The organism is Wolbachia endosymbiont of Onchocerca volvulus str. Cameroon (assembly GCF_000530755.1).
Taxonomy (GTDB): Bacteria; Pseudomonadota; Alphaproteobacteria; order Rickettsiales; family Anaplasmataceae; genus Wolbachia.
In genome coordinates this window covers 926,569-951,350 of the sequence record NZ_HG810405.1, presented here as the reverse complement: position 1 = coordinate 951,350, position 24,782 = coordinate 926,569, and the positions used below count along the sequence as shown (strand labels likewise).

The window sequence follows — 24,782 nt, the reverse complement described above, 5'->3', positions numbered from 1 at the left end:
TAAGTTTAGCGTTTATGGCTTTTACAGTAGTGGTTATCCAGTTTTCTCAATGATTTATAAAATTTAATTTGTTAACCATAATGATACATATTCTTTATTATAATTTTAGTAGCTATGTTGCTTACTTCTGTCAGTGTACTTATGTATGAATTATTCCTAATAAAAGGACAGGTATAACCTCATGATTCTGTTTATCAAGAAATATGGCTGCGCTGGACTTTTGTAGTTTTTTAACCATTCATATGGATAACAATTGTCAAGGTTACAGAACAAGAGACTTCACAAGCTTTTACATAATTTTCTGTGTATTAATTGGGGGTGATTGCTATATCGTAAATTAAGGAATTGCAACTGATCTTTAGCTTAAATGTTGAGGAATCTGTACTGTGCAAGAAAAGGTAGAAAAGGTTTTAATTAATATCTATTCAAAAACATTAGTGTTTTTTTATGTTTTAAGCATTTAATAACCGTAATTCAGTTGTTTTTTAATTCGATTAGTTATAGAGGTTTAAAAATTTACTAAGTAGAAGAAAGAGCAAGAGAGGTTTCATGGCAGCTAGTTATTCACTATCTCTATCTAACACCATATAAACTGATGCTCTTATTGTCTTGGACGCTTTGTAAGCGCTTCTAGCTTACATGGGTAAAAACAACCTGGAAATGTTGTAAAACATGAGGTACATGTAACGCGAAAAATTAGACATAAGAAGCAGGCTGCCGTAGTACTTTCGTTGCTTAATTTATATAGATTGAAGGTAATAAAACAATCTAGAGTTAAGGTAAGGGGATAGTAAAAGTTTGTTAAGTAATTTTTCGAGTTTTTCGTTTCTGAAGGTTTGCGTATGCTTGGGTATTCTACTAGAAATTTGTTATACGGTTTTATATGAGAGATTTGATATCATAAATGTAGAGGTTGTTAAGAGAGTTTGTTTTTAGTATTATTAGAGAACATTATATTTATAGGATTCCGTTATTAATGTGATAATTTTGTATGAACTTTAAATCAGTCGTTTTATGTATATTGGATGGCTGGGGGAATGGAATAGAGAATAGCAAACATAATGCTATTAGCAATGCTAACCCACCCTGTTGGCAACATATTAGCTCTAATTATCCGAAATGCAGTTTATCTGCCTGTGGAATTGACGTTGGGTTACCAGATGGCCAAATAGGTAACTCAGAAGTTGGTCATATAAACATTGGCGGTGGCAGAATGGAGATACAAAGCCTACAGCGTATTAATCAAGAAATTGGGACAATAGAAAGCAATGTAAATCTGCAAAACTTTATTAATAGCCTAAAAGATAAGAATGGTGTGTGTCACATAATGGGATTGGTGTCAGATGGTGGTGTCCATTCACATCAAAACCACATTGCAGCTTTAGCCAGTAAAATATCGCAATATAGAATCAAAGTGATGATACATGCATTTCTAGATGGCAGAGATACGCTGCCAAATTCAGGAAAAAAATGCATTCAAGAATTTGAAGAAAGTGTAAAAGGCTATGATATAGAAATTGCTACTATCTCTGGGCGTTATTATGCTATGGACCGTGACAATAGGTGGGAAAGGACAGTTGAAGCTTATGAAGCTATCGCATTTACAAAGGCACCGCGTCATAGTGATGTGATATCGTTGATTGATAATAACTACCAAAGCAGCATAGCTGATGAGTTTATTAAACCTACAGTGATAGGTGGTTATCAAGGTATAAAGCTAGAGGATGGAGTGTTAATGGCTAACTTTCGTGCTGATCGAATGATACAGTTAGCAAGTATTTTACTTGGTAAAACGGGTTACAGCAAAGTAGCAAAATTCTCTTCTATTTTAAGTATGATGGAATATAAAGAAGATTTTCAGATTCCTTGTCTTTTCCCTACTACATCTTTTACTGATACTTTAGGACAAATAATAGAAGATAATAAATTGCGACAATTACGTATTGCTGAAACTGAGAAATATGCTCATGTAACTTTCTTCTTTAATTGTAGGAAAGAAAAACCTTTTCCTGGTGAAGAAAGAATTCTCATCCCTTCACCAAAAGTTAGAACTTATGATTCGCAGCCTGAAATGTCAGCTTTTCAGCTTACAGAAAAACTTGTAGAGAAAATTCATTCTCAAGAATTTGCACTAATAGTTGTAAATTATGCTAATCCTGATATGATAGGACATACAGGCAATATGAAGGCAGCTGAAAGGGCTGTCCTAGCAGTAGACAATTGCCTTGCAAGAGTACTCAATACTGTTAAAAAAGTAGGTAATACTGTGCTTATTATTACAGCAGATCACGGTAATGTTGAGTGTATATTTGATGAAGAGAACAATACACCTCATACAGCACACACCCTAAATAGAGTTCCATTTATTGTGTGCTCTGATTCTTGCAGCAACCTAATGCTGAAAGATGGTCGATTATCCGATATCGCTCCTACTGTTTTACAGCTACTTGGGATAAAAAAAACAGATAAAATGACAGGGAATTCGTTGATTGTATAATTTTTTATATCATTCTCTGTTATTTTAACTAAAATGAGGTTTAACTTAAACTAATTTCTAAATTTTCATCTGTTAATAATAACCTATCGAAAAACCTGTTAATATCATCAATACTATTTATATTTTTTGTGTTGATAGATTGATCAATCCTTTTCACTAAATTGGATAAAACCTTATTGGGTCCAATTTCAATGAATTTGTTGATGCCTTGGCTTGACATGTATAAAATCATCTCTTTCCATCTCACTTTACTTATTATTTGTTTAGCAAGTAAAACTTTTATATCTTTGGGATTACTCTCTTCTTTAGCTGTGACATTTGATACAAAGGGAATTAAAGGCCGAGTTATTTTGACGTTCTTTAAAAATTTTAAAAATTTTTCATTAGCAGGTTTCATAAGAGATGAATGAAAAGGCCCACTAACTTGTAATTTAATTAATTTCTTTACACTTGTATTTTTGAATAAATCAGGTAATATTTTAAGAGCTTCTGTAGTGCCACTCACTACTACTTGTCTACCACCATTATCGTTAGCAATTTCACAGATTCCGTCAATTTGGGCTGATTTTAATATATCTTCTATTTCATTTATTTCTGCACCTAATAATGCAACCATTCCTCCTTGGCATTTCAATGAAGCATTGTGCATTGCTTTGCTACGGACTTTAAGCAACTTGATTGCAGACTCGAGAGTCAATGCACCTGCAGCACATAATGCTGTATACTCGCCGACTGAATGTCCACAAATATATTTAGCATCGTGACTAGAGAAGAGAGACCTACCAAGAACGTATTCCATAGTACGTAATGTTGCAATTGACACTGCCATTATAGCCGGTTGAGCATTTTCTGTAATGGTTAATTCTTCAATAGGGCCATTAAAAATTAAACTAGATAACTTTTTGTTTAGTATATTATCTACTTCATTAAATACCTGTCTTGCAACGGAAAATCGACTATATAAGCTCTTTCCCATTCCTATAAATTGAGAGCCCTGACCGGGGAAGGCAAAAATCATAGTAATTATTATTTATTTTTCATCAAGAAGACTATATTGTTTGGTTTTTGTCAATATTATTAAAATAATAATTGACTTAGTGAATTAAATTCACTAGAATATTAACAAGCTGAAAACTTGTAAGCACAATGATGGAAATTGATTATCATAAAGTTACTATAGTTACAACAGACGGTCAAGAATTTGAAACTCGTTCCACTTATGGGAAGGAAGGTGATAAGATAAGACTCGATAGAGATCCTCTAACCCACCCTGCATGGACTAGAAGTTTAGCAAGCGGATCGGCAAGTAAAACTAGCAAAATAGCTAGGTTTAACGATAAATATGGAGATATTTTTTAATTTTCTCCCTGTTTTGGAGGATTGACTGAAGCATGCATAGATACAAAAATATAGGCTATATTGCTTCTCTATCGCCAAAATCACAAAAAGTATCTAAACTATTACAGAAGCTTGATTTTGTCAATATAACAGAAAAAAGTAAGTTTGAAGTTGATTTACTGATAGTTGTTGGTGGTGATGGTTTTATGCTACGTACCTTACATAATTACGTTATAGAAAATAAGAGTGTGCATGTGTACGGGACAAATACTGGCAATGTCGGGTTTTTAATGAATAAGTGTTTTAGTTACATTGAAGATTTAATTGGTCATATAGAGTACGCAACTTCAGCTCAATTAACTTTGCTAAAAATGGAAGCCATAGATATAAGTGGTAATAGTTACCGTTGTATAGCAGTGAATGAAGTATATGTCTTTAGAAAAGCAAACCAAATGGTAGAAATGAATATTGCTGTAAATGGTAAGCTAAAAATAGAAAAATTTAGAGGTGATGGAATAATATTGTCTACTCCAACAGGTAGCACTGCATATAATTTCTCTGCTGGCGGACCAATTTTACCATTAAACTCAAACTTACTTGCATTAACCTCTATCAATAGTTACTATCCAAGACATTGGAACGGGGCATTAATTTCAAATGATGCAATAGTACAAGTTGACGTTAACGATGTAGAAAATCGTCCAGTACTTGTAGTGTCAGATTATAAAGAGTTTCATAATATATCACAAATAAAAATGCAGAAAGACCATGAAAACACGATCACTCTACTTTTTGACGAGGATTGTTCATTAGATGAAAGGATCTTTAATAAGCAGTTCTTATACTAAATTTTTTATATTTACGTTTAAATTAGTATCTATTCTATTTTAATAGATATAATATAGTTGATACAGCGGTGTAATTAATTTCGGAAAGTAGTATGCAAAAAGGACCAATAATGATATCAACTTCTTACAAGCAAGCAGGCAAAGATGCAAGATAACACAAGGAACTAAATCAGCATCTAATGAGAGTTTTCCAAAAAGGTGATGAAAGTGAAATTCTACAATTTGCAAATCCGTTTAATGAATCAAGCTCTGAGAATAAAGGGCAAAAAATATCAAGATATCTGAAGTGAGTATGTTATAACTTGGAAAGATCGGCTTCTGAAGAAGAATATATAGCTCACCTTGAGATGGCAATAAAGCATTAGAAAATTGCTTAATAACAAGTTCGGTAATCCAAAACTTCCAACTCTTTTTGCATCGAAAGACAACTTTGATATTGGAGTAGTAAAGTAAACTAAACAACTCTTTTAATCAACTCAGGCAAGAAAATAAACAAAGTCTGTTCAAGAGTGAAATATTCTATTCAGCAGAAGGGATTTATAATTTCTAGATAAGAGTTGCTATATTTGGTATACCTACAGCTTTAGTGTATATGAAAGATAAAACAAAATTTATTGTGTTTTTTATGAATAGCCAAAAATATATTACTATATCAGTTACTGTGTTTGCTTTATTGCTTACAATTATCCCAATATTTTGTGTAATAAAACAATTTAGAAATACGAATGTCAGCCATAAGAAAAAGTGCGGATGAGATTTTGCTAGAGTAATTAAAATATCAGCTGGAAAGTAAAGCTATGAAATCTGTGAGACTGGAATATAGCAATGGTACTCATTCAAATTTTGCACTTAACACTTAAGAAGCTAAAAACGGTTTCATTAACATTGATGAAAAAGTAATTACAGAACTAACAAAGCAGAATTAGTAGTCAATGATGAACTACTATTTATTGTATTGTAACTAACGTAGTTGCTGTAAATATAGTGCTTTTTTAGGAGCTGCTTGTAATAAATGGTGTTAATAATATATAAAAATTTTGTCAGGATTATTCGAATCATAGTGTGTAGTTATCATTACTTTATAGGCTTGGGTGTACTTGCATTATTAATCATATGCCTTGGCGTACATTACTATAATAAAGCAAATTGTACTAACTTTATATGTTCTCAGGAAAAGATTGATCCTGAAAAGGATAGTGAGAAATTCATTAAGAAAGTCAAGCAAGAAAAGAACAAAAGTTCTTGGAGAGATTTATAGTAGAGACGCTAAATGTAGCAGCAGCTTAATACTTAAGTAATTTGTAGTTCAATCTCACAATTACCGGATATTATTTATAGTATTGGTGGATAAGATGAATTCTCTATATAATATTGATGCCCTAAAATTAAGTAATATCAATATTGTTGTTGCTGAATAAATTTTTACCCTTGCTAAGGTTTTGTTCTTTAGGTACCTTTAGTTGTAGGAAATGATTGTGCATTCAATGTGAAAAAAGCTTTAGTATTGACATCCTTAGTGGCGGTTGTGTTAATAGTTGTTACTTTTTTATATAAAAATGGTGGAAATGACGATTCACAAGTAGTAAACGTTTATTCATCACGTAAAGAGGAATTGGTGCGTACTTTATTCGATGAGTTCACAAAGAACACAGGTATTAAGGTACGTTATGTTATAGCTGATTATTCTCAGCTGCTTTCGCGCATGGAGAATGGTGGTGAAGCTGATTTACTTTTAACTGCAGATGCAGTAAATTTGATTTTAACAAAAAAAGGAGGGCTTTTATCTCAAGTAGATTCAGAGGTTTTAAAAAGTGCTATACCTGCAAAATTTAGAGATAGTGAAAATTATTGGTTTGGTCTCACAAAAAGAACTAGAATATTAGTTTATAACAAAGCATTAGTAGATCCTAAAGAATTAAGTACTTATGAAGATTTAGCAAATGAAAAATGGAAAGGGAAAATATTAGTACGCTCTTCCACAAGTCCATATAATAGGTCATTGATTGCTTTTATGATTGCAAACGATGGTTTTGAGAGAACAAAAAAATGGGTTAATGGAATTGTGAGTAATATGGCAAGAAAACCAAGTGGTGGTGATACTGATCAGATTTATGCTGTAGCTGCTGGTGAAGGAGATGTTGCAATAGTAAATAGCTATTACTTTGCAAGGATCTTTTCATCTGAAGATACGCATGAAAAGAATATCGCAGATAAATTAGGGGTTTTTTTCCCTAATCAGGATAATAATGGTGTGATGGTAAATATTAGTGGTGCAGCAGTAACAAAAAATGCAAAAAACAGGGAAAATGCTATAGCTTTACTGGAATTTTTGATAAGCAAGCAAGCTCAAGAACTATACGCTAAAAAAAATCAAGAGTATCCTATTGTTGAAGACGTTGAAACTTCTGATATATTGCAATCTTGGGGAGCTTATTTACAAAGTAACCTACCTCTCAGTAAACTTGAGGAACATCTGCTTGAAGCTGTCATGATAGCTGACGAGTGTAAATGGAAGTAATACCTAGCGTTTAGTAACCCTCTGAAGTGAAAATCTGCGTTATTGATTTCTCTTCGAATATTTTGTTTCTTGTTCATTTGGTTTTCTTGTACAAGTCTTTCGGTTACAGGGAAAATTTTTGTTTTTCTCTGGGTTCAGTATTTGACTGGTGTTTTCTTCTATAGCTTCTTTAGTTTGGAATTCCTCTTTCGCTAGTTGGCTTTTCTATTTTCATTTCTTTCTTAAAGGTTTTTATCTTATCTATTATCTATTTTCCTATATCTAGTGTTTTATGCCGCTAACAAGTATAATGAGCAAATCAGAGTTATATCACCGATTGGCCACCTAAGTTAGAAGCCAATTGTAATAACGCCAATTTTCTTTGCAAGAAAGCTAGCTTAAGGTGAGAGTTTTTCTAAGCATCTGGTCTCATTTTTTGTTTTCTTGTTATTAAATATGTTAGGTCTATTATTAGAGGTAATGGTTTTCGATTCTATTATTCTTTTTATAATTATTATATCCTAAAACTTCAATAGCTGTACTAATAATAGTAATACCTGGAGCCACAAAGCAGCAACTACGAACGCTGTTCTTTATGGTAGTAATCTAGAGTTTTTACCTTTAATCTCGGCTTTACTACCTTTTTCTTCAGCTTCAGTAGCAATTCTTAATTTTATTTTTGTTATTAGTATATTAGCTTTAATAAAATTAGAGTACTGATTATCAGTTAATACTAGTTTTGATTTTAGTACAATGACTGTGAATTAAGCTGTAGTTTTTGTGAAGAGGCTTGTTGAAAATAGGTAGTGAGAAAGTAAAATAGGTTTGATTAAAATTGTGTCTTAAGAAGAAACTATGGTTAATAAGAAGAATTTGCTGAGTGTACAGGATCTTACAATCAATGATGTAGAAAATATAGTTAAGTTAGCCGATCAATACCTGAAAAATAAAGCTGCAGGTTGCCATATTTTAGAAAATAAAATAGTAATAAATTTATTCTTTGAGGACTCAACACGTACACTTGCATCCTTTGAAATAGCAGCAAAAAGCCTTGGAGCAAATGTTGTAACCTTGCCAATAAAGTCTTCTTCTATTAATAAGGGAGAAGATTTAAAGGATATGGTAAAAACATTAAATGCAATGAATCCTGATTACGTAATAATTAGACAGAAAAATAGTGGTATTGTTAATGTGCTAGCTCAGTACATTGACTGTTCACTAATTAATGCGGGTAATGGGAGTAGTGAACACCCAACTCAGGCTCTTGCTGATTGTTTTGTTATCAGCAGTCATAAAAATCAGATAAGAGATCTTAAAATTGTAATATGTGGAGATATTTTACATAGCAGAGTTGCAAGATCGAATATAAGACTGTTAAAAATGTTTGGGGCGAAGATATGCTTGATTGCACCGCCAACTTTGATTTGTAGATATTTTCCTGAGGTAGATTCAATCTATTATTCATTGATTGAAGGTATAAAAGATGCTGATGTAATTATGCTTTTAAGGTTGCAGAAGGAACGCATGGATAATGGTTGTTTTATTTCTTCAGAGAGAGAGTATTTTTATTTATATGGCCTTGATTCACAGAAATTATTGTATGCAAAACCAGATGCAATTATCATGCACCCAGGGCCGATAAATAGAGGGGTTGAAATTGGTAGTGATATAGTAGATTATGTTATTTTACAGCAGGTAGAGTTCGGATTAGCGATACGTAAGGCAGTGTTACATTATTATAGTTCTTGCTAATAGCAAAGAAATATGTGTTTCTATGGAACTTATGCTTGGTTTAATATGATGGCTTCTATGCATAAATGTTGCTGCACTCAAGCAGCAACATTTATGCATTTATTAGATTAAACTACACTCGTGATAAATCAAGCTACTTATACAATCAAATGTTTTTGCTAAGTCGTTCTTTAGATAGAAGTTATATTCCCCTAATATTAGTTCGATAACGCAATATTATTCTCTTCTAAATTAAAATGACTTAAATCTAATAACAATTCATAATTTAGATTATCTATTTTGCTAATACTACTTATTACTTTGCTATTATCATTAATGTATAGCATAAGCTATAGTTGTTGTTACTCTTTATTATCTTAATAAGTGCTTTATCTTCAAGTGACACTATAAACTTTTTATATTCATCATTATAAATTACAAATTTACTGTTTTCAGAACAATATTTGTCCTCTGACAAAGTACCAAAACTTTAACACAAATTGCTTCTCCGCTTCTTTAGCTCATCATATAAGGCTTTTGTATCATTATAAAATCTATTATAATATTTACCTTATACTTTCCTTCTAAGACTTAATCAGTATTTTTTTCTCTTTTCAAGATTGTGTCTTTTAACACTATTTGTTTTTGCTCTTCATCTTATTTTAATATTGCTGATTTTTTAAGTGATTTTGAACCATGAACTGAATCAGTAAATAAACTTTAGCTCTATCCTCAACTTGCCTTTTTAAAATATAAAACTGCACTTTGTCCTCTTCATTAGCTATTTCTATTGCTCAAATTAAGCATAGTTTAGTCTGATAGACTAATCTTCGGCGTTTAAGTTGGTTTTGGTCAAGTTAGAACCACCTTTTCCTTTTTTAGTTTTTCTCTACTTTAATTTGATAAATCTTTTGCATCATTTTCTCGAAACAAAAATGACCATTCAGAGTTTCTTATCTTCCGCTGCCGCACAAAGCAAATTATCAATGAAATTTAAATACGTTTCTTCGATATATGCAACAACTGCTGCACTTACTGTAATGATTAATAGTTTTTTAATTATCTCCTCTGGAGTAAGACTTTTGTATTTATTTATCACTAGCTAATTTTGTAAAATCAGTAAGTCCTTTTCCTTCTGTTAGTTGTGCAGCATACTCTGCTAAACAGCTTCCATTAATATTTTACCGAGACCTAAGTTAGAAGTCAAATAGAATGTTAACGAATGGATAAATTCATACTTAATAACATAATTATAATATAATGGTTAACTTCTCCGTCATAGAATAAAATCGCTATTATTTCTGCCGTTTTCAGCGTAGGAATATATGCTGCTAATATAATTCGTTATTAGAAGATTGTGTGATACCACCACCTGATATATGAACATCATACTAGCACTTGAGTACTTTTAGTAGCTTTCCTTATCTCAAACAGGAATAGTATAAAGTTAGCAACGTTCTTATGTACTAAAAACGGATTGTTATCTTTCTTCTTTATTCTAAAGATTTCATTGAAAGTTTTTATAGTATCCTCTAATTCCTTGAGAAGATTTTCGTTATTGATAATGCCATCATTATTTTGATCAGTAGGACCTTCAAAACTTTTGTTCTAGAGTAAATCAATGTTCAGATTAAACTCAGTGTCAATATTGCTCTCAGTAACTTTTAGATTTATTCTACCCTGAAATGTTAACCATATTTTTTGTTCATGATACTTGCTGAATTTCGTTTTTTTCTGAGCTTTTCTCATTTTTCCGAATTCATTTTCTGTTGGAATATTATATCATATTAGTTGTACGTTCTCTTAATTTGGTCAATATTCATGCTGGTATAGACAAATTTTTCGAAGATCTTTTCGTATAATACATTATATTCTACATCTGGATATTCTTTTATTTGTTGGATCACTAAATCACTTTTTCATTCTTCTTGAGAAGCTTCTTTAATAATTTCTTAATTTCTTTTCTATTAATATTACTCAGACTTTTTCTTGTCTGTTCTTCAGTTTGACCTCTCTTAAGCCTTTGAAAAGCATGCAATATAATAAGTTTCTTATATATGAATCTATGATATGCGTCAGAGTCTACTATGTAGTCTTGATAACTTTGGTAGTTGACTGAGACTGCCTTCATATATGAAGCTGTAATATTAATTTTATCAGACGTGTATTTATAATTATGGTTCCTTACTAAGTTTATTTATAATTTACATAACATTTTGTATTGTCCTTTGGTCAAAAGGAAGTAACTCATTTGTTGTAGATAAAGGAATGCCTTTCTCTTTGTAAAAGTTATTTATTTTCTTAGTAGTGAAAGTTTCTTTATTGTCTTTTTAGAGATGTATTTATATAATAATTTAAACTGCTTTGTTGAAAAATCACTGTAAGCTTATTTACGCAGATTGGTTTGTAAAAAGCATGGTCATTTATGATCTTTACATTTTCAGAAGTTGATAGTTGTTTGCTTTAACTTTGTTTATTGTCTATAATTTGTTTTTTATGACTCTAGTCCAACTGTTTTACTTTGATATGTAATTAAACATTTTATTATCCATTTCATATTTAATTTTCGAATATATATTTCGATCTTAGCGTAATCTTCCTAGAAAAAGAATAAATTTTTATTTTGGAAAAAAGATATAAATAATTAATTTATTCTATAAAATTATAGAGTATAGTTAAGGTTTTATACAGCTAGATTTCTGAATCATGTTAGGTAGAGCGACAAGCACAATAATTTAAAAGCAAATTGACTTTTATTTTGCTGAAGCACTATACTGAAGCAACAATGGGTAACTAGCTCAGTTGGTAGAGCATTTGCTTGACGTGCAAAAGGTCACTGGTTCGAGTCCAGTGTTACCTACTTTTATCCATGAGAAGGTTTTATATGACAGCGGTGCACAACGGTAAACATTCAGCAGCAGAGTCCAGGCGTTTAATTCATTCCATAATAATAGTAGCAATAACCATGTTTATGGAGGTAGTAGGTGGAATAATTTCACATTCGCTTGCTCTATTATCAGATGCAGGGCATATGTTTATTGATTTCTTTGCCTTAATTTTAAGTTGGATAGCACACAAATTTTCAGCTAAGAAATCTGATCTGCAAAGATCATACGGATATCACAGGTTGCAGATAATTGCAGCATTCATCAATGGTTTAACTTTATTCTTTATTTCAGTAATTATTATTATTGAATCAATAAAGAGATTTATTTTCCCAGTCAACATTGAATGGAGAATAATGTTAATTATTGCTATACTTGGGTTGATTGCTAATGTTATAGTCTTTTTTATATTGCATAGTAAATGTGAAAGCAATATAAATATAAAAAGTGCCGTATTGCACGTTATAGGGGATATTTTAAGCTCTGTAGGTGCTATATTTGCATCTATAATTATTATGTTAACTAAATGGCAAATAGTAGATCCTGTTTTATCGATATTTGTTAGCGTAGTAACCTTAAATAGTGGCTATAAGATTCTTAAAAATTCTTGTCATATCCTTCTTGAAGGTACCCCTGAAGGAGTATCTGCTGAAGGGATAAAGAGCGGGATTGTGTCTAAGCTACCTGAAGTTGTTGATGTGCATCACATACATACATGGTCACTGTCTGATAATTATTTTATAATTACCATGCATGCTAAGGTAAGGCAAGATGCACATCATACTGATATTTTGTATGGGATAAAAAAAATACTATTAAGTGAGTTCGAAATTGCACATTCTACAGTTGAGATTGAGTACGATGAATGTGCGGATGATAAGATATTGAAGATGTAGTTTGATATGCTGCTGATATCAGCTGTAAAGCTTAAAGCAAAAAAGGTTTATGTAGCTTCTCAAGAAAGGTTTTTCAAGTAGTGAAAACAGAATCAATAGTTGAGTTAATATTGGATCAAAGGCTTAGCAAAGCTTTTCTTGTGATTCTGCCAAGTGGAAACAAAGTTAAATCATTTTTAATATTTTTATAGAAATCCATTAGAGTGGTTTTTGTACGCTTTTTTTCTAGTGGTTATTTCTTGGCATTTAGTGCTTCTTTTTATTGTTTCCTGTACATGCTCAAGGACGTAATTAAGAAAAGACCTTACCAAGATAAACTACAAAGAAAGATTATTATAATGCAAGTAAGCATGGCCACTTAATGAGTTTGCGCAAAGACAAAATGCCTATTTTGGAGAATGTTAAACTAGCAGTACTAGAAATTGTGCCTTACCAATAAAATTCCCTGATCTTACGCTAGTAGTTAGCTTATTTGGATCAACGTTAGTAAAAAAGCCCTGTAAGGGTTTGCTGATTGAGATAGGAAATTTTCTGACATTAACTTGAATGTAGGTCTGAAAATGTCAGGTAATATTGTTTTAAAACTAGAAGATAAAAATATAAATGAAGTAAATGTAGTTGACAGCAATAAACTGAGCTGTCAAAGAATAATAGTTCAGTTAAAATTGAGCAGACTCACTATATGCACAGCATTATTATGCTAACTTTGTTAATATTCAACACTTTGCTCGAGGTAGCTTTGTTGTTGATAGCAGCATTACTAGTAGTGATGGGAGAGCAATGTTGATGAGGATTACAATAGTGTTATTGAAATCTCTCAATATAGCAGTGATTTGTAGAATTCATTGGAAAATAATTTGAATATAATAATAAATGTCAATGGCGTAGATGATGGAAAATTACTTTGTTCAATAGAGAAGAAGCAGTAGTATTATTTTGAATGTTAGAAAAGTAGACGTAAAATTGTTGAAGAGTACCTTAATAAGGTTAAGGAGTTAGTATTTCAGGTAATGATAGAAGTAAAAATAGTTGAATTTATGCTAAACAATAAATATCTTTTTGATATCAACTTCAGTGATTTGCTTAATGGAACCAGATCTATAATGGATTAGGATAAACTTTATTGTTAATTTAGCAATAAGTTTGGTGTAAGTGATCTAGAAAATTTAGTAAAAAGTTTAGACAAACTTGATCTTCAGGTATGCTTCTCAAATTCTAGAATATATATTACAAATAATCAATAAGCAATGATTTCTTTCACTGAAAATCATGTTTATTTTATTTCTGATATACAAAAAGATACTAAAAATTTAACTATGCCTTAGTTACCGAAATAAACAGTGTTCCAATAGATGTTGTGTTAATAGCTCAAGCATCAATGTTGATGCTAGTGAAATATTTATGGATATATCCAACTTTATTAAGAGTTAATAGTTACATCAAAAATTCAAATATGAAGTATATAACATAGTAGAGTAAATAAAATTAAAAGTGATGTTAATTATTGAAATCGGGAGAATGAACTCTATATTAAAGGTTAAAAACGGTGAGGTTATAGTAATTAAGTCGACTTATAGGATATAGAGAAGATAAACAGAGCTTTAATGCTTTTAAGGATATATTTATTAAAAATCGAAAAGAATAGCGGATAACGTGAAGGTGGCAGAAGCTGTCATCTTTCTAAAAGAAACAATTGTGTCACTGTTTGGTTTATTAGGTAAAAAAGGCAATATGTGTATATATTAAATTATAATTAAAAATTGAACATCAGGCCGACCTCAATACTATGGGTTGATATATCATCTGCAATAGGTATTGGGATGCTGAAGTAACGATAACCAAGGGAGGGCTTAATTTCTGGGATTATTGAATAATCAACACCAAGTTTCACTTGATAAGCAAACCAAGGAACATTCAGTGGCATTGAATTTTGTGACAATCCATTGATCTTTCTTAGCTTAAAAACTGCTGGTCCTATACCAAGACCAATGTATGGAGCGATTTGTGTATCTTGGATACTAGGGTTATAATAAACATTTAACAAAAATGCAAATATACCAGCCGATCTATAAAATATTGGAGGAGAATTACCGTTTTTAATATCAAACCTAGAGTATGTAGCTTCAAAATCAACTCGGCCGTTTCTTCCAGCATAGTAACCTAAAGATAGGCTGTGTAACCACTGAAAATCGATTTCACCATTAAATTTTTTTACACTTTCAATTTCATCTGCAACTATATTTTTTATTATAGCATCATAACGGCTTTCAACTAATGTGGAGACTCTCTCTCCAATTGCTTTTATGCCGTTCACAAATGGCTTTGAATTATCAGAATATATCTTACCGCTATTAGCGCTGACATAAAAATTAAGTTTTCTGTCTTTAACTAATGTAGGCTCTTTTTCATTATATTTTCTCGATTCATGGCATATAGATTTTTCTATAAGAATTAAATTTTCTATGGATTGTTCATTATTTGAACAACTTTTATTAGCCTGAGCAGAAAAAAAGCCAGTACATAAGATTAGCAATACATCAAGAATAACAGATTTTCTAATCATGAATAAGCTTATAATTTTTGATATTACTACACATTTCTCTTGTATTAAAAAGTCAAGAAAGAATACTTCCGATTAAATGATTTTTTTCTATTCCTATAACATTAGCTTCCACAATACTTTTGACCTGAGCCTTTGATAAGAGCTTTACTGGTGCAAAATTTTCTGCTCTGCCAATATTATTTTGTTCAACCAGAACACTTTGTTTAGTACCTATCAAAGATTGATAAAAATTGTCTATCATTTCTTTATTCATTCTTCTCAAGTTCTTTATTCGCTCTTTACGCACATTCTCTGGCACTTGTGGCATCCGTGCTGCAGGTGTGTTTTTCCGCTTTGAATATGGAAAAGCATGCAAGTAAACTATGTTTGCTTCCTTTAAGAGATTCACTGTATCCTGAAACATTTCATCAGTTTCTGTTGGGAACCCAGCGATAATATCAGCACCAAATGCCATGTCAGATCTTAAGTTTTTTACTTTATGGCAAAATTCTATCACTTGTTCCCTGCTGTGACGACGTTTCATTCTTTTTAGGATTAAGTTATTGCCAGATTGTAAGCTTAAGTGCAAATGTGGTGTAAACCTTGGTTCGTTGACTATTAAGTCCATTAATTCATCGTCGACTTCAGCAACATCAATAGAAGAAAGTCTAAGCCTTCTTAATTCTGGAACATCCTTTAAAACTCTCTTGATCATTGAACCAAGCGAAGGTTTGCCAAATAGATCTGTACCAAAATCAGTAATATCAACTCCTGTGAACACTACTTCCTGATAATCATTTGCTACAAAAATCTTGATTTGCTCAATAATACTGCTTACTGGCATAGATCGGTTATTTCCTCTTGCTTTAGTGATTGAGCAAAATGTGCAACTATGATTACAGCCGTTTTGGATTTTAATAAATGCTCTTGACTTATCTTCAAATTTATTGATTAAAAGAGTACTTGGTTGGTCATCATTGACTAATATCTTATCATTATTTAGCAAATAACTTGAAGCTTTTAGCTTATCTTGATTGTTCAATACTTTGCTTACACCAGGGATATTACTATACGATTCAGGATCTAATTGAACGGCACAACCAACTACAATAATCTCTTTGTTTGGATTATTTTTATGAATCTTACGTATTTTTTGCTTTACCTGACGTTCTGCTTCATTTGTTACTGCACAGCTATGTACTACAATGATATTTTCTCTTTTTGCTTTTCTTAGTTCTTCTTTGATTAGTTCGCTTTCATAAAAATTTAGACGACAACCAAACGTTATTACCTCATTCATGCTAGACTTTAATAGACTTTATAATTTTATTATATCAAATGTTCAAGCAAAGTCATTGAACCTTTCAATTATAATAAACAACTCTATATTTTCATTGACTAAGTTATATTTTTGGGTGAGATTATATTCAAGGCCATATAGATTTTTACTGTTTTTTTAGAAAGTTTAGTGCCAGCCTTATTTTAATCGTTTATAGCCTTTGGCACTACAAAATATCCATGTTCAGATTTTGTGTTGGATAATATTTCTTCTTTAATATTTTGAGAATCGACAACATCATCGTGCACGTGAATGACCTTGTCTATAGCACCATAGCGTACAGGGGAAACACCTTCAGTATTAACTTGCAATAAAGTATCATGTATCCAATTCAACATTGTTAACTCCTTGGAGTAATGCTCAATTTCATCATTTGATAATTTAATTCTTACAAGTTGTGCAATTTTAAGCATTTCTTCCTTTGTAATTGTTACTTTTCTCTTATTTACAAATTCTATTAGTGAAGTGATTACATCCTCTGTTGACTTAATTGGCATCTTTATCTCCTTGAATGAAACGAGTTAAAACATTTGCGATCGAAACAACTTTTATTTTACCAGTTTTTTCGAGTTTATGAAGTATAGTATCTGTAATTACTAATTTATCTAGAGAAGAGGAATAGATTTTTTCAACTGCATTTCCTGAAAGGACGCTATGTGTTACGCATGAAATTACAGATCTTGCTCCGTAACTTTTTAAAGCAGAAGCTGCATTACATAATGTTCCACCAGAATCAACTATATCGTCAACAATAACACAATTTTTACTTGTCACCTCTCCTATTATGTTCATTACTTGAGATGTGCCTGCTTTCTCTCTATATTTATCTATTATAATGATCTTATCACTCAATTTTATCTTATGCTCTTTCTCTAAAGTCTTTGCAAAAGCACGTGCTCTACCGATTGCTCCAACATCAGGTGCAACTATTGCTAAATTTTCTGTGTGTGTAGATTCAACAAATACTTCAAAGCAGCTCAAATTGGTTATTGGTACATCGAAAAACCCTTCGATTTGATTTGAATGCAAATCGATAACTGCGACACTGCTTGTACCTGCAGTTTGAATAAGGTTTGCGGCTAATTTAGCACCTAAAGCAGATTGCATATTATTATTTTTAATAGTCCTATCTTGTCTACTATATCCATAATAAGGAATGATTGTTGTTATTCTTTTAGCTCCTAATCTTTTTACTGTATCAATTGTAAGCAGAAGCTCCATAAGATTATCATTTGCAGGAGAAGAAATTGACTGTATTATATATACCTCTTGATCATAGACATCGTCTTTTACGTGTACGTTCATCTCACCATCTGCAAATCTTGATACCTGAACAATGGATGATTGAATATTTAGCTTGTTAACTATTGATTTTCCTAATTCTTTACTAGCACTACCTATTATTATCTTCATAATTTGCCGATCGAACTTATAGATTATACAAAAATTGTAAGATAATAGAAATATGATTAAGTGCAAAATCCTCTTAACAAAATTTCCTCTAATGATAGAAATATTCATTTTTCTTCAATCTGTGCAGAATTCAGTGAAGTGACTATTGTATAGCAACTAGGGTTTCTTTTCCCTTTTTTCTCTATTTGATAAATTTTTTGGGTGTTTATAAGTTAATTTCAATTATGAATGGACATTTGCTATTTATAATAGGAGACGCTATTTTGACGCGTAGCACTGAAATCTAATCTTTATTATATAACCACTTAATTGAAAGTGAGTTTCCTAAGTTCTGTGAACAAGGAAGTACTTGGAGATGCTATTATAAAGTGACATTGAATTTCCAGCATCACGTACTAGGACGTCATCATAGGTGGCTACTTTCATTACGTCAGTCGTAAAAAGTGTTAGTGCTTGGACTATATTCTCCTGGTAGACTTAAATTATGGTATTCATACAATTGCAGTTTTTGTGTATAGAATAAAGCTATAGTAAGAATAACATATAATTTGAATCTACTAGTTACTTTAGAATTTAATATAAAACTTTCCATCACAGATCATTTTCCATTCTTCTTTAAATTTTTTTAAGTGTGCCTTTTTTTCACATTCCGAGAGCAGCTCTTCTACACTTTTGTTATGACTTTCAGTAGTGATTCTTCCTTGATGATGCATAAATCGTAGGTAAATCAGGTAAGTGTTAACTACATCTGTTTCACAATAATTTCGAATTTTTTGTATTTTACCATTGTCATATAAGTCCATAACTTGTGATCCATCAACTCCAGTTTTACCAGGGAGATTAAGTACTGCACAAACTTCATTCATTTTTACTTTCGCAGAAGCTCCGAAATCAGAGAGAGACTCAAGTAGATCACAATGCCAATCACTACTATATCTTTGATTGTAGCTATTCCACTTGTCGCCAGCTTTATAAAAGTATTCTGCTTGAATGCCATGGACCATGGCACGGTATTTTAGCACCGGCATATCAAAAGTACGTCCATTAAATGAGATCAATCTCGGTCTTTTCTCTGATATGTAACTGAAAAATTCTTTCACTAGTTCTTTTTCACTGGAATTTAGTGTACCACCAGAACTAATTTCTTGTAGTTTGAATGTCTCATAGCCATTCCTGTAGCTTATACTGCAGGATAAAAAACTGATAACTACAATATGATGAAGAAGCTGATGAAGAAAAGGATTGTGTCCATTTGTTATTTCGAGATGATACTTTGTCAATGCATCTCTTTTTTCTTTCACACTACTACCATCACTGATATTAAGGAGATTCTTGCAGGAGTTTACATCTGGTATAGTTTCAATGTCAAACACCAGTAAGGAATTAAGCATTACTTATATATTCCTCAGGGTGGTCAGTCCAAGACCGTACTTTTACAAATAAAAATAAATGGACTTTGCGCTCAAATAATTTTTCTAGTTCAGCGCGTGCATCGATGCCAATTTTTTTAATACAACTACCATTTTTTCCTAGCACTATTTTTTTATGACTGTTCTTTAGCACAAATATGATCTGTTTTATGACTAAACTCTTATCTTTTTTTTCTTGAAATTGTTCAGTTATGATAGCTATAGAATATGGTAATTCCTCACGTAAATTCAGGGATAATTTTTCTCTTGTGGTTTCTGCTGATAAGAAATTTGCAGAAGAATCAGTTACTTGATCTTTCCTATAAAACCAAGGGCTCACTGGTGCAATTTCGGATAAGTAATTCATCAAATTAGAAAGTCCATTACTTTTTAGTGCTGATATTACAAAAATCTTTTCAAATCTATAAAGCAAACTCAAATCTTTACAGGCCATCTTTATCTCAGGCTTTTTTACCAGATCAACCTTATTGATAACCAAAATGCATCTTGCTTTTGTGTGCTGTAATTGTGTGAATATGATTTTGATTCTCTCCAGACTTTTAAAGTAATTGCTTACATCAACGAGTAACAAAGTAATATCATCACTTTTGATTGCTGACCATGCAGATTTAACTAAAGCTTTTTCAAGTTTTGTTCCTGCTAAAAAGATTCCTGGAGAATCAGTAAAGATAATTTGTGTTTCATTAAATATTGTAATACCCTTTATTTGTGTCCTGGTTGTTTGCACTTTTGGAGTAACAATTGCGATCTTTCTGCCTACAATGCTGTTAATTAGTGTAGACTTTCCAGCATTCGGTAACCCGGCTATAGTAACAAATAAACATTTTTGTTTTTTCACGAAACAGATTGTAAAGAAAACTGGAGTTTAGTGTCAAGCATACAACAGTATAGATTTTCTATAAGGAGTTGACCATGGAATGAATGGGGTTCACTAACTGACTTAAGTAGTATTATTTTTTTGTTTATTAGAACCTTTTGGCTTAATTATAAAGGTATAATTCAGAAGAGTTTATTTATGACAGAATAATTTGATGGATATGAAAGTATTGTATTATAGCTAACACTGGATGAATTGTTCGGCAATAACAGACTTAGTTAAATTTCTTGAATAATCAGCATCTAATACTTTTTTTATTGCAGTTGAGTAAACAAGGAATTATATAGCTATACTATATAGATTACTTAGGGATAAAACAACTATCAGTGCCTAGGAGTTTTTGGACCACTATCTATACAAGCTTCTCTTTAAAATGGTGCTTCTTGCTTGTCGCTTAAGCAATCACTTTACTTTTTATTGTAGTAATTTCTTGTATATTGGATAATATCTTAAAAAATAAATTATCGTGTAGGATGCTTATTATAACAAATACAGATGAATCTATTAAAGCAATTGACTGTGTTTATCTTTCCTGCTGTGATGCAGGTGATATTAATATGTGAAAGATCTTTTATCTTTAACGTATCTTCCATTGTAACTCCGTATGAGCTTTTCTGTAGATTAAAATAATGCTGCTGTGCTCTAGTATACTGCCTGATACAGGTTGTACTTTTGCTATGTTTAAAACATGCTTAATATATTTGGGGATAGAGTTAATAGTATTACTTAACTGCTTTATTCTCTTCTTACTTAAATGTACCTTTTATTTTTGTAAACTTTAAAACAAAGCATGCTAAAACCAAAACCGTGAATTGTGCAGAAAGAGTTTTTGCTGAAGCGACATCAATTTCTGGTCTAGTACGAGTATGTAATACAACATCTAAAATTTTTTAGCGTTACTGTTTAATGTATTAGTTATGCTAATGGTTATTTATTCTGTGATTTTCCATAGCGTAGCGCTTCTATGATATCTGTAGTTTTGCAGATTAAGATAAATAACCTTAGACTTCTTTCTTCTAATCTTATGTTGCTATGTCTAAATTTTGATATGAAATTTCTAAGTATACCAGGACTTGAGCAACACCTTTCAGGTAATACTTCGCTATTAATATAGCGAAATAAGATGATTCACGTTCGACTATAGTAATATGACTCAGCTTAGAAAATAGTTTTTCGTTGGCAAATATTGATTCTGTATACTTTTTATAAAATTGATTTTGTTGTTTTATTTAATGTGCGAGGTTGCTTGAAAATTTCTTTTAACGTGAAGCTAGGGGTAACCATTTTTGCTAATTAAAAAATTGCTCGAACTATTACTTTCTGTGTTACGTTCAAACCGTACATCGTTATTATATATGACAACTATGCTGGAATTTATTACTGCAATGTCACCATCTTCCGGATGGGATATTCTTTTTAAGTGTGCTTAAAGTATTAGAATCTGACGTAGTAAATAAAGTATTATAGTTATAGCTTATTGTTAAAGGTAGATTTCTTTTTGCAACAAGTAAAGCATCTGGGTATTCTACAAATAATAAGACTAAAGCGAATGAGCTATGCAAATTGCTTGAGCTCTTAGATAGAGAATCAATAGGCAAAAGCCCATTATTAAGATATATAGTTAATATATTTAGTATAACTTCCGTATCAGTGTCAATATGAAACTGTATTTCCTTTTTTCTAAGTTATTTTTTAGCAAGTTACAATTTTCAGTTATGCCGTTATGGAAATAACAATATTATTTGTATAGATAGGATGAACCTTTTTAAGGTCTGAACTCTGTGCCCAGCGAGCATGTACTATGCTAACTGTGTACCGCTGGACATTTTGCTATTATCAACAACCTCAATAACTTTTCAACTCTGTCTTTTGATTTTTAACTTCCATCTTGCTTTATTGTTTATATTACTATGCTTGAAAAAGAATACTTGCCATATTCAAACCTCCGCAATCCGATTAGCAAAGTTGGTATTATCAAATTGTCATCACTTACTACACCAAATATCCCACACATAACAAAGTTTTAGAGTTACAAAGCGTTTTTACTTTTACTTTGTTTTATCCCTTTTTACTTTTATCTGACTGACTTTTATTTTTTTGTCTTCCTTCTCGATTTTATTCTTTTCAGTTGGTTTGACTACTACTTTTCGAACTTCTTTATTTAAAACTTCAGATATAGCAGATTTTAGAACTTTTATTTCGACCTTTGGCGCTATTTCTATTACAAACTGTGCATTTGCTTCGTCAAGCTTGTTGACTTCGCCTATTATTCCACCGGAAGTAACAACAGTATCACCACGCTTTACTTGATCTATCATTTTTTTAAGTTCTTTTAATTTTTTGTAGTGTGGGCGAATAATAAAAAAATAAAACACTACAACTATTAAAATCAGTGGGATAAGATTAGCAAAAGATGCACCAATGCTTGATGCATTGCTAGCTTTATCTGCTGCAAAAACTTTAGAAATGAACATATTTAATCCTAGTTTATTAGTGGTAAATTTAAGTAAGCCTGCTTGAGTATTAACTATAATATCATTTCGTGTCAAGTTTGGTAGAAGAAAGTAATATTGTAAAAGTTACGTAAAATTGTTTACTTCATATAAAAAATAATTACTGTGGATGTAAGTTTTAACTATATGATACCTAGAATAGTGAATGCTGTACGGAATAACTTGTTGGTATGTTTTCCAACAGAAACGATTTATGCTCTTGCTTGCAATGCACTAGATAGCAGAGCTATAAAAAAGATATACCAAGTGAAGAAGCGTTCTCAAAATAAACCACTATCTATATTCGTTAATGATATTTCCAGTTTGGCGAGAATAGCAAAGCTAGAGGAAAAGTATACTAATTTAGTAAATCATTTTTCTCCTGGGCCAATTACCTATATTTTACCACTTAAAAATAACAACATATTGCCAAATGAATTCTTTAAAGGTAGCGTAGGTATAAGAATTCCTGATCATCCTATTGTAATTTCAATATTGAATGAACTGAAAACTCCACTAGTTGCAACTAGTGTAAATATTTCAGGAGAACAAGGTGCATATAAAGCTAGCGGTATACCTAAATCTATTAAACAACATTTATCAGCAGTAGCTGAAGATGATAAATTAGTTTCTGGTATAGAGTCTACTATTATTGACTTAACTCAAGATAAGATTGAGGTTATAAGGGAGGGTATGATTTCGCTTCAAATGATAAGTGAGATATACTTTTGAGTAGAAATATATTGAAAGAAGAATGAAAAAGGTAATAGGGCACGATCAAGCTAAGAAGAAGTTAATGAGTAACTTATCTGTTCAATCTTGGTTAATCTGCGGTAAAAAAGGTATAGGAAAAGCAACACTAGCAAAATCTTTTTCTAATTGGTTTCTTGTGGGAGATTGCAATGAGGTAGCGTTAGATTTGCACATTGTTGAGGGTGATATAATAGGGGTAGAAATGGTGAGAGAAATGAAAAATTTTCTGCACTTAAGCCCTATTCAATCGAAATACAAGGTTGCTGTAATAGATGGTTTAGAGGTGATGACAAAGAATGCTAGAAATGCAATATTAAAAATACTAGAAGAACCGCCAGAAAACTCTAAGGTATTTATAGTGAGCCATAAGCCATACAATATACAAACTACTATTAAGTATAGGTGCTTTCAGCTAAATTTACTGCCACTGACCTACGATGAAACAAAGCAAATTGTTTCATCTCAATGTAAATTTGATGATCAAACGTTTAATGAAATTATTACTTTATTTCCTGGGATACCGGGAATGATAATAAGTGCAATAAGTAGCGATAATTATGAATCGTATAGGTCCTTTTATAAATTTCTTCCTAATTTAAATAATCCTGAATTGATTCATAAAGTAATTAATAGCAAAATTGAGCTGGAATTAGTATCATATATGATTCAAACCTTCATTTTAGAAAGTATAAAGAAAGGTGTGAGTGATGTTGGAGTTCTGCTAAGTCAATGGAAAAAAATAGATGAGCTTTTTGTTGCTGCTAAGCAACTACACTTAGATAGAAAGCATGTTTTAGCTAATGCAATTAATATCATAACATCAATTTTATGAAAATATAGTATAGTACTTTTAATTTGAATTTATGGTTAAATCCTGTTAATTTGGTGTTTGAGGTGCCCAATTTAATTGGGAATAGATTAAGTATACGGTAATCAGTAGAATTTTTAGCGGGTGCTATGTTGGGGTATATGTAAAAAGAATCAAACTTGGTTAAAAATATAGTTGCAGGTTAAGGAGTAACATTAAATGAAAAAGGGGAAGTAGTTGTTAAATGGTATATTTACGAGGTTAGCTTTGAGCTAATACTGCAATCAGTGTATTTATCTTGCCCGAAGGGTGTTCGTTGTTATATACTCGGTGATAGGTTTGTTATACGTAATCATATTATAAAGAAAAAATAAAAATTCCTGATGGTTTCCATTATTTAAAGATTATTAAGTTAAATGATAGTAATTGATGTTTT

General features: G+C 31.4%; 17 protein-coding genes and 1 tRNA gene. 10 read left to right on the top strand and 8 right to left on the bottom strand.

The genetic code is table 11. The features are described from left to right. The first annotated feature begins 991 nt into the window (after window positions 1-991). The gene (gene gpmI, locus WOVOC_RS04035; protein ID WP_025264389.1) at window positions 992-2,497 is read left to right on the top strand and encodes a 2,3-bisphosphoglycerate-independent phosphoglycerate mutase; all 1,506 of its coding nucleotides are present in this window, start codon (window positions 992-994) and stop codon (window positions 2,495-2,497) included. A 40-nt stretch (window positions 2,498-2,537) separates the two neighbouring features. Here gpmI and fabD read toward each other — a convergent pair whose 3' ends face one another. Continuing rightward, on the bottom strand, window positions 2,538-3,515 hold the full coding sequence (gene fabD, locus WOVOC_RS04030; RefSeq protein WP_025264388.1) for an ACP S-malonyltransferase: 978 nt from the start codon (window positions 3,513-3,515) through the stop codon (window positions 2,538-2,540). A gap of 128 nt (window positions 3,516-3,643) precedes the next feature. Between fabD and rpmE the strand changes: the two genes are divergently transcribed. The 7 genes from rpmE to WOVOC_RS04700 all read left to right on the top strand — a co-directional run bounded on the left by rpmE (window position 3,644) and on the right by WOVOC_RS04700 (window position 13,396). Continuing rightward, a complete protein-coding gene (rpmE, locus tag WOVOC_RS04025) occupies window positions 3,644-3,856 on the top strand; it encodes a 50S ribosomal protein L31 (protein ID WP_025264387.1) in 213 nt (70 codons plus the stop codon). A gap of 32 nt (window positions 3,857-3,888) precedes the next feature. Next, window positions 3,889-4,683 (top strand): NAD kinase, encoded by a 795-nt coding sequence (locus tag WOVOC_RS04020; protein WP_025264386.1) that lies wholly within the window; start codon window positions 3,889-3,891, stop codon window positions 4,681-4,683. A gap of 1,486 nt (window positions 4,684-6,169) precedes the next feature. Then, window positions 6,170-7,201 (top strand): Fe(3+) ABC transporter substrate-binding protein, encoded by a 1,032-nt coding sequence (locus tag WOVOC_RS04005; protein ID WP_025264384.1) that lies wholly within the window; start codon window positions 6,170-6,172, stop codon window positions 7,199-7,201. A gap of 834 nt (window positions 7,202-8,035) precedes the next feature. Continuing rightward, complete coding sequence (locus WOVOC_RS04000) at window positions 8,036-8,932, top strand: aspartate carbamoyltransferase catalytic subunit (protein ID WP_025264383.1); 897 nt, start codon at window positions 8,036-8,038, stop codon at window positions 8,930-8,932. Between the two features lie 2,766 nt (window positions 8,933-11,698). Beyond that, window positions 11,699-11,771, top strand: a tRNA-Val gene (locus WOVOC_RS03985). 24 nt (window positions 11,772-11,795) lie between these two features. Continuing rightward, entirely contained in the window at window positions 11,796-12,692 is an 897-nt protein-coding gene (locus tag WOVOC_RS03980) for a cation diffusion facilitator family transporter (RefSeq protein WP_014868895.1), read from the top strand. Between the two features lie 560 nt (window positions 12,693-13,252). After that, window positions 13,253-13,396, top strand: coding sequence for a hypothetical protein (locus tag WOVOC_RS04700; RefSeq protein WP_198642984.1), 144 nt, complete (start codon window positions 13,253-13,255; stop codon window positions 13,394-13,396). A 1,049-nt stretch (window positions 13,397-14,445) separates the two neighbouring features. Here the strand turns inward: WOVOC_RS04700 and WOVOC_RS03960 are convergent. The 7 genes from WOVOC_RS03960 to yajC all read right to left on the bottom strand — a co-directional run bounded on the left by WOVOC_RS03960 (window position 14,446) and on the right by yajC (window position 22,767). Next, window positions 14,446-15,255 (bottom strand): P44/Msp2 family outer membrane protein, encoded by an 810-nt coding sequence (locus WOVOC_RS03960; RefSeq protein WP_025264381.1) that lies wholly within the window; start codon window positions 15,253-15,255, stop codon window positions 14,446-14,448. 52 nt (window positions 15,256-15,307) lie between these two features. After that, a complete protein-coding gene (mtaB, locus tag WOVOC_RS03955; protein ID WP_025264380.1) occupies window positions 15,308-16,534 on the bottom strand; it encodes a tRNA (N(6)-L-threonylcarbamoyladenosine(37)-C(2))-methylthiotransferase MtaB in 1,227 nt (408 codons plus the stop codon). Window positions 16,535-16,716: 182 nt separating this feature from the next. Beyond that, window positions 16,717-17,070 carry an Asp-tRNA(Asn)/Glu-tRNA(Gln) amidotransferase subunit GatC gene (locus WOVOC_RS03950; protein WP_025264379.1) on the bottom strand — a complete coding sequence of 118 codons (354 nt, stop codon included), beginning with the start codon at window positions 17,068-17,070 and terminating at the stop codon, window positions 16,717-16,719. After that, window positions 17,060-17,986: a ribose-phosphate diphosphokinase gene (locus tag WOVOC_RS03945; protein ID WP_025264378.1), complete on the bottom strand. Its 927-nt coding sequence runs from the start codon at window positions 17,984-17,986 to the stop codon at window positions 17,060-17,062. Before WOVOC_RS03945 ends, WOVOC_RS03950 begins: the two co-directional genes overlap by 11 nt. A gap of 566 nt (window positions 17,987-18,552) precedes the next feature. Further along, complete coding sequence (locus WOVOC_RS03940; protein WP_025264377.1) at window positions 18,553-19,377, bottom strand: 3'-5' exonuclease; 825 nt, start codon at window positions 19,375-19,377, stop codon at window positions 18,553-18,555. Next, entirely contained in the window at window positions 19,370-20,254 is an 885-nt protein-coding gene (era, locus tag WOVOC_RS03935; protein ID WP_025264376.1) for a GTPase Era, read from the bottom strand. The genes WOVOC_RS03940 and era overlap by 8 nt, the downstream gene beginning before the upstream one ends. A gap of 2,087 nt (window positions 20,255-22,341) precedes the next feature. Then, on the bottom strand, window positions 22,342-22,767 hold the full coding sequence (gene yajC / locus WOVOC_RS03930) for a preprotein translocase subunit YajC (RefSeq protein ID WP_014868887.1): 426 nt from the start codon (window positions 22,765-22,767) through the stop codon (window positions 22,342-22,344). A gap of 165 nt (window positions 22,768-22,932) precedes the next feature. Between yajC and WOVOC_RS03925 the strand changes: the two genes are divergently transcribed. Together WOVOC_RS03925 and WOVOC_RS03920 are read left to right on the top strand one after the other, a co-directional pair. Continuing rightward, complete coding sequence (locus WOVOC_RS03925; RefSeq protein ID WP_014868886.1) at window positions 22,933-23,517, top strand: L-threonylcarbamoyladenylate synthase; 585 nt, start codon at window positions 22,933-22,935, stop codon at window positions 23,515-23,517. A 22-nt stretch (window positions 23,518-23,539) separates the two neighbouring features. After that, entirely contained in the window at window positions 23,540-24,370 is an 831-nt protein-coding gene (locus WOVOC_RS03920) for a DNA polymerase III subunit delta' (RefSeq protein WP_014868885.1), read from the top strand. The last annotated feature ends 412 nt before the right edge of the window (window positions 24,371-24,782 follow it).

Bases quoted from the DNA above. Each gene is read 5' to 3' on its own strand.
- gpmI (WP_025264389.1), top strand. From the start codon at position 992: ATGAACTTTAAATCAGTCGTTTTATGTATATTGGATGGCTGGGGGAAT.
- fabD (WP_025264388.1), bottom strand. From the start codon at position 3,515: ATGATTTTTGCCTTCCCCGGTCAGGGCTCTCAATTTATAGGAATGGGA.
- rpmE (WP_025264387.1), top strand. From the start codon at position 3,644: ATGATGGAAATTGATTATCATAAAGTTACTATAGTTACAACAGACGGT.
- WOVOC_RS04020 (WP_025264386.1), top strand. From the start codon at position 3,889: ATGCATAGATACAAAAATATAGGCTATATTGCTTCTCTATCGCCAAAA.
- WOVOC_RS04000 (WP_025264383.1), top strand. From the start codon at position 8,036: ATGGTTAATAAGAAGAATTTGCTGAGTGTACAGGATCTTACAATCAAT.
- WOVOC_RS03980 (WP_014868895.1), top strand. From the start codon at position 11,796: ATGACAGCGGTGCACAACGGTAAACATTCAGCAGCAGAGTCCAGGCGT.
- WOVOC_RS04700 (WP_198642984.1), top strand. From the start codon at position 13,253: ATGTCAGGTAATATTGTTTTAAAACTAGAAGATAAAAATATAAATGAA.
- WOVOC_RS03960 (WP_025264381.1), bottom strand. From the start codon at position 15,255: ATGATTAGAAAATCTGTTATTCTTGATGTATTGCTAATCTTATGTACT.
- mtaB (WP_025264380.1), bottom strand. From the start codon at position 16,534: ATGAATGAGGTAATAACGTTTGGTTGTCGTCTAAATTTTTATGAAAGC.
- WOVOC_RS03950 (WP_025264379.1), bottom strand. From the start codon at position 17,070: ATGCCAATTAAGTCAACAGAGGATGTAATCACTTCACTAATAGAATTT.
- WOVOC_RS03945 (WP_025264378.1), bottom strand. From the start codon at position 17,986: ATGAAGATAATAATAGGTAGTGCTAGTAAAGAATTAGGAAAATCAATA.
- WOVOC_RS03940 (WP_025264377.1), bottom strand. From the start codon at position 19,377: ATGCTTAATTCCTTACTGGTGTTTGACATTGAAACTATACCAGATGTA.
- yajC (WP_014868887.1), bottom strand. From the start codon at position 22,767: ATGTTCATTTCTAAAGTTTTTGCAGCAGATAAAGCTAGCAATGCATCA.
- WOVOC_RS03925 (WP_014868886.1), top strand. From the start codon at position 22,933: ATGATACCTAGAATAGTGAATGCTGTACGGAATAACTTGTTGGTATGT.
- WOVOC_RS03920 (WP_014868885.1), top strand. From the start codon at position 23,540: ATGAAAAAGGTAATAGGGCACGATCAAGCTAAGAAGAAGTTAATGAGT.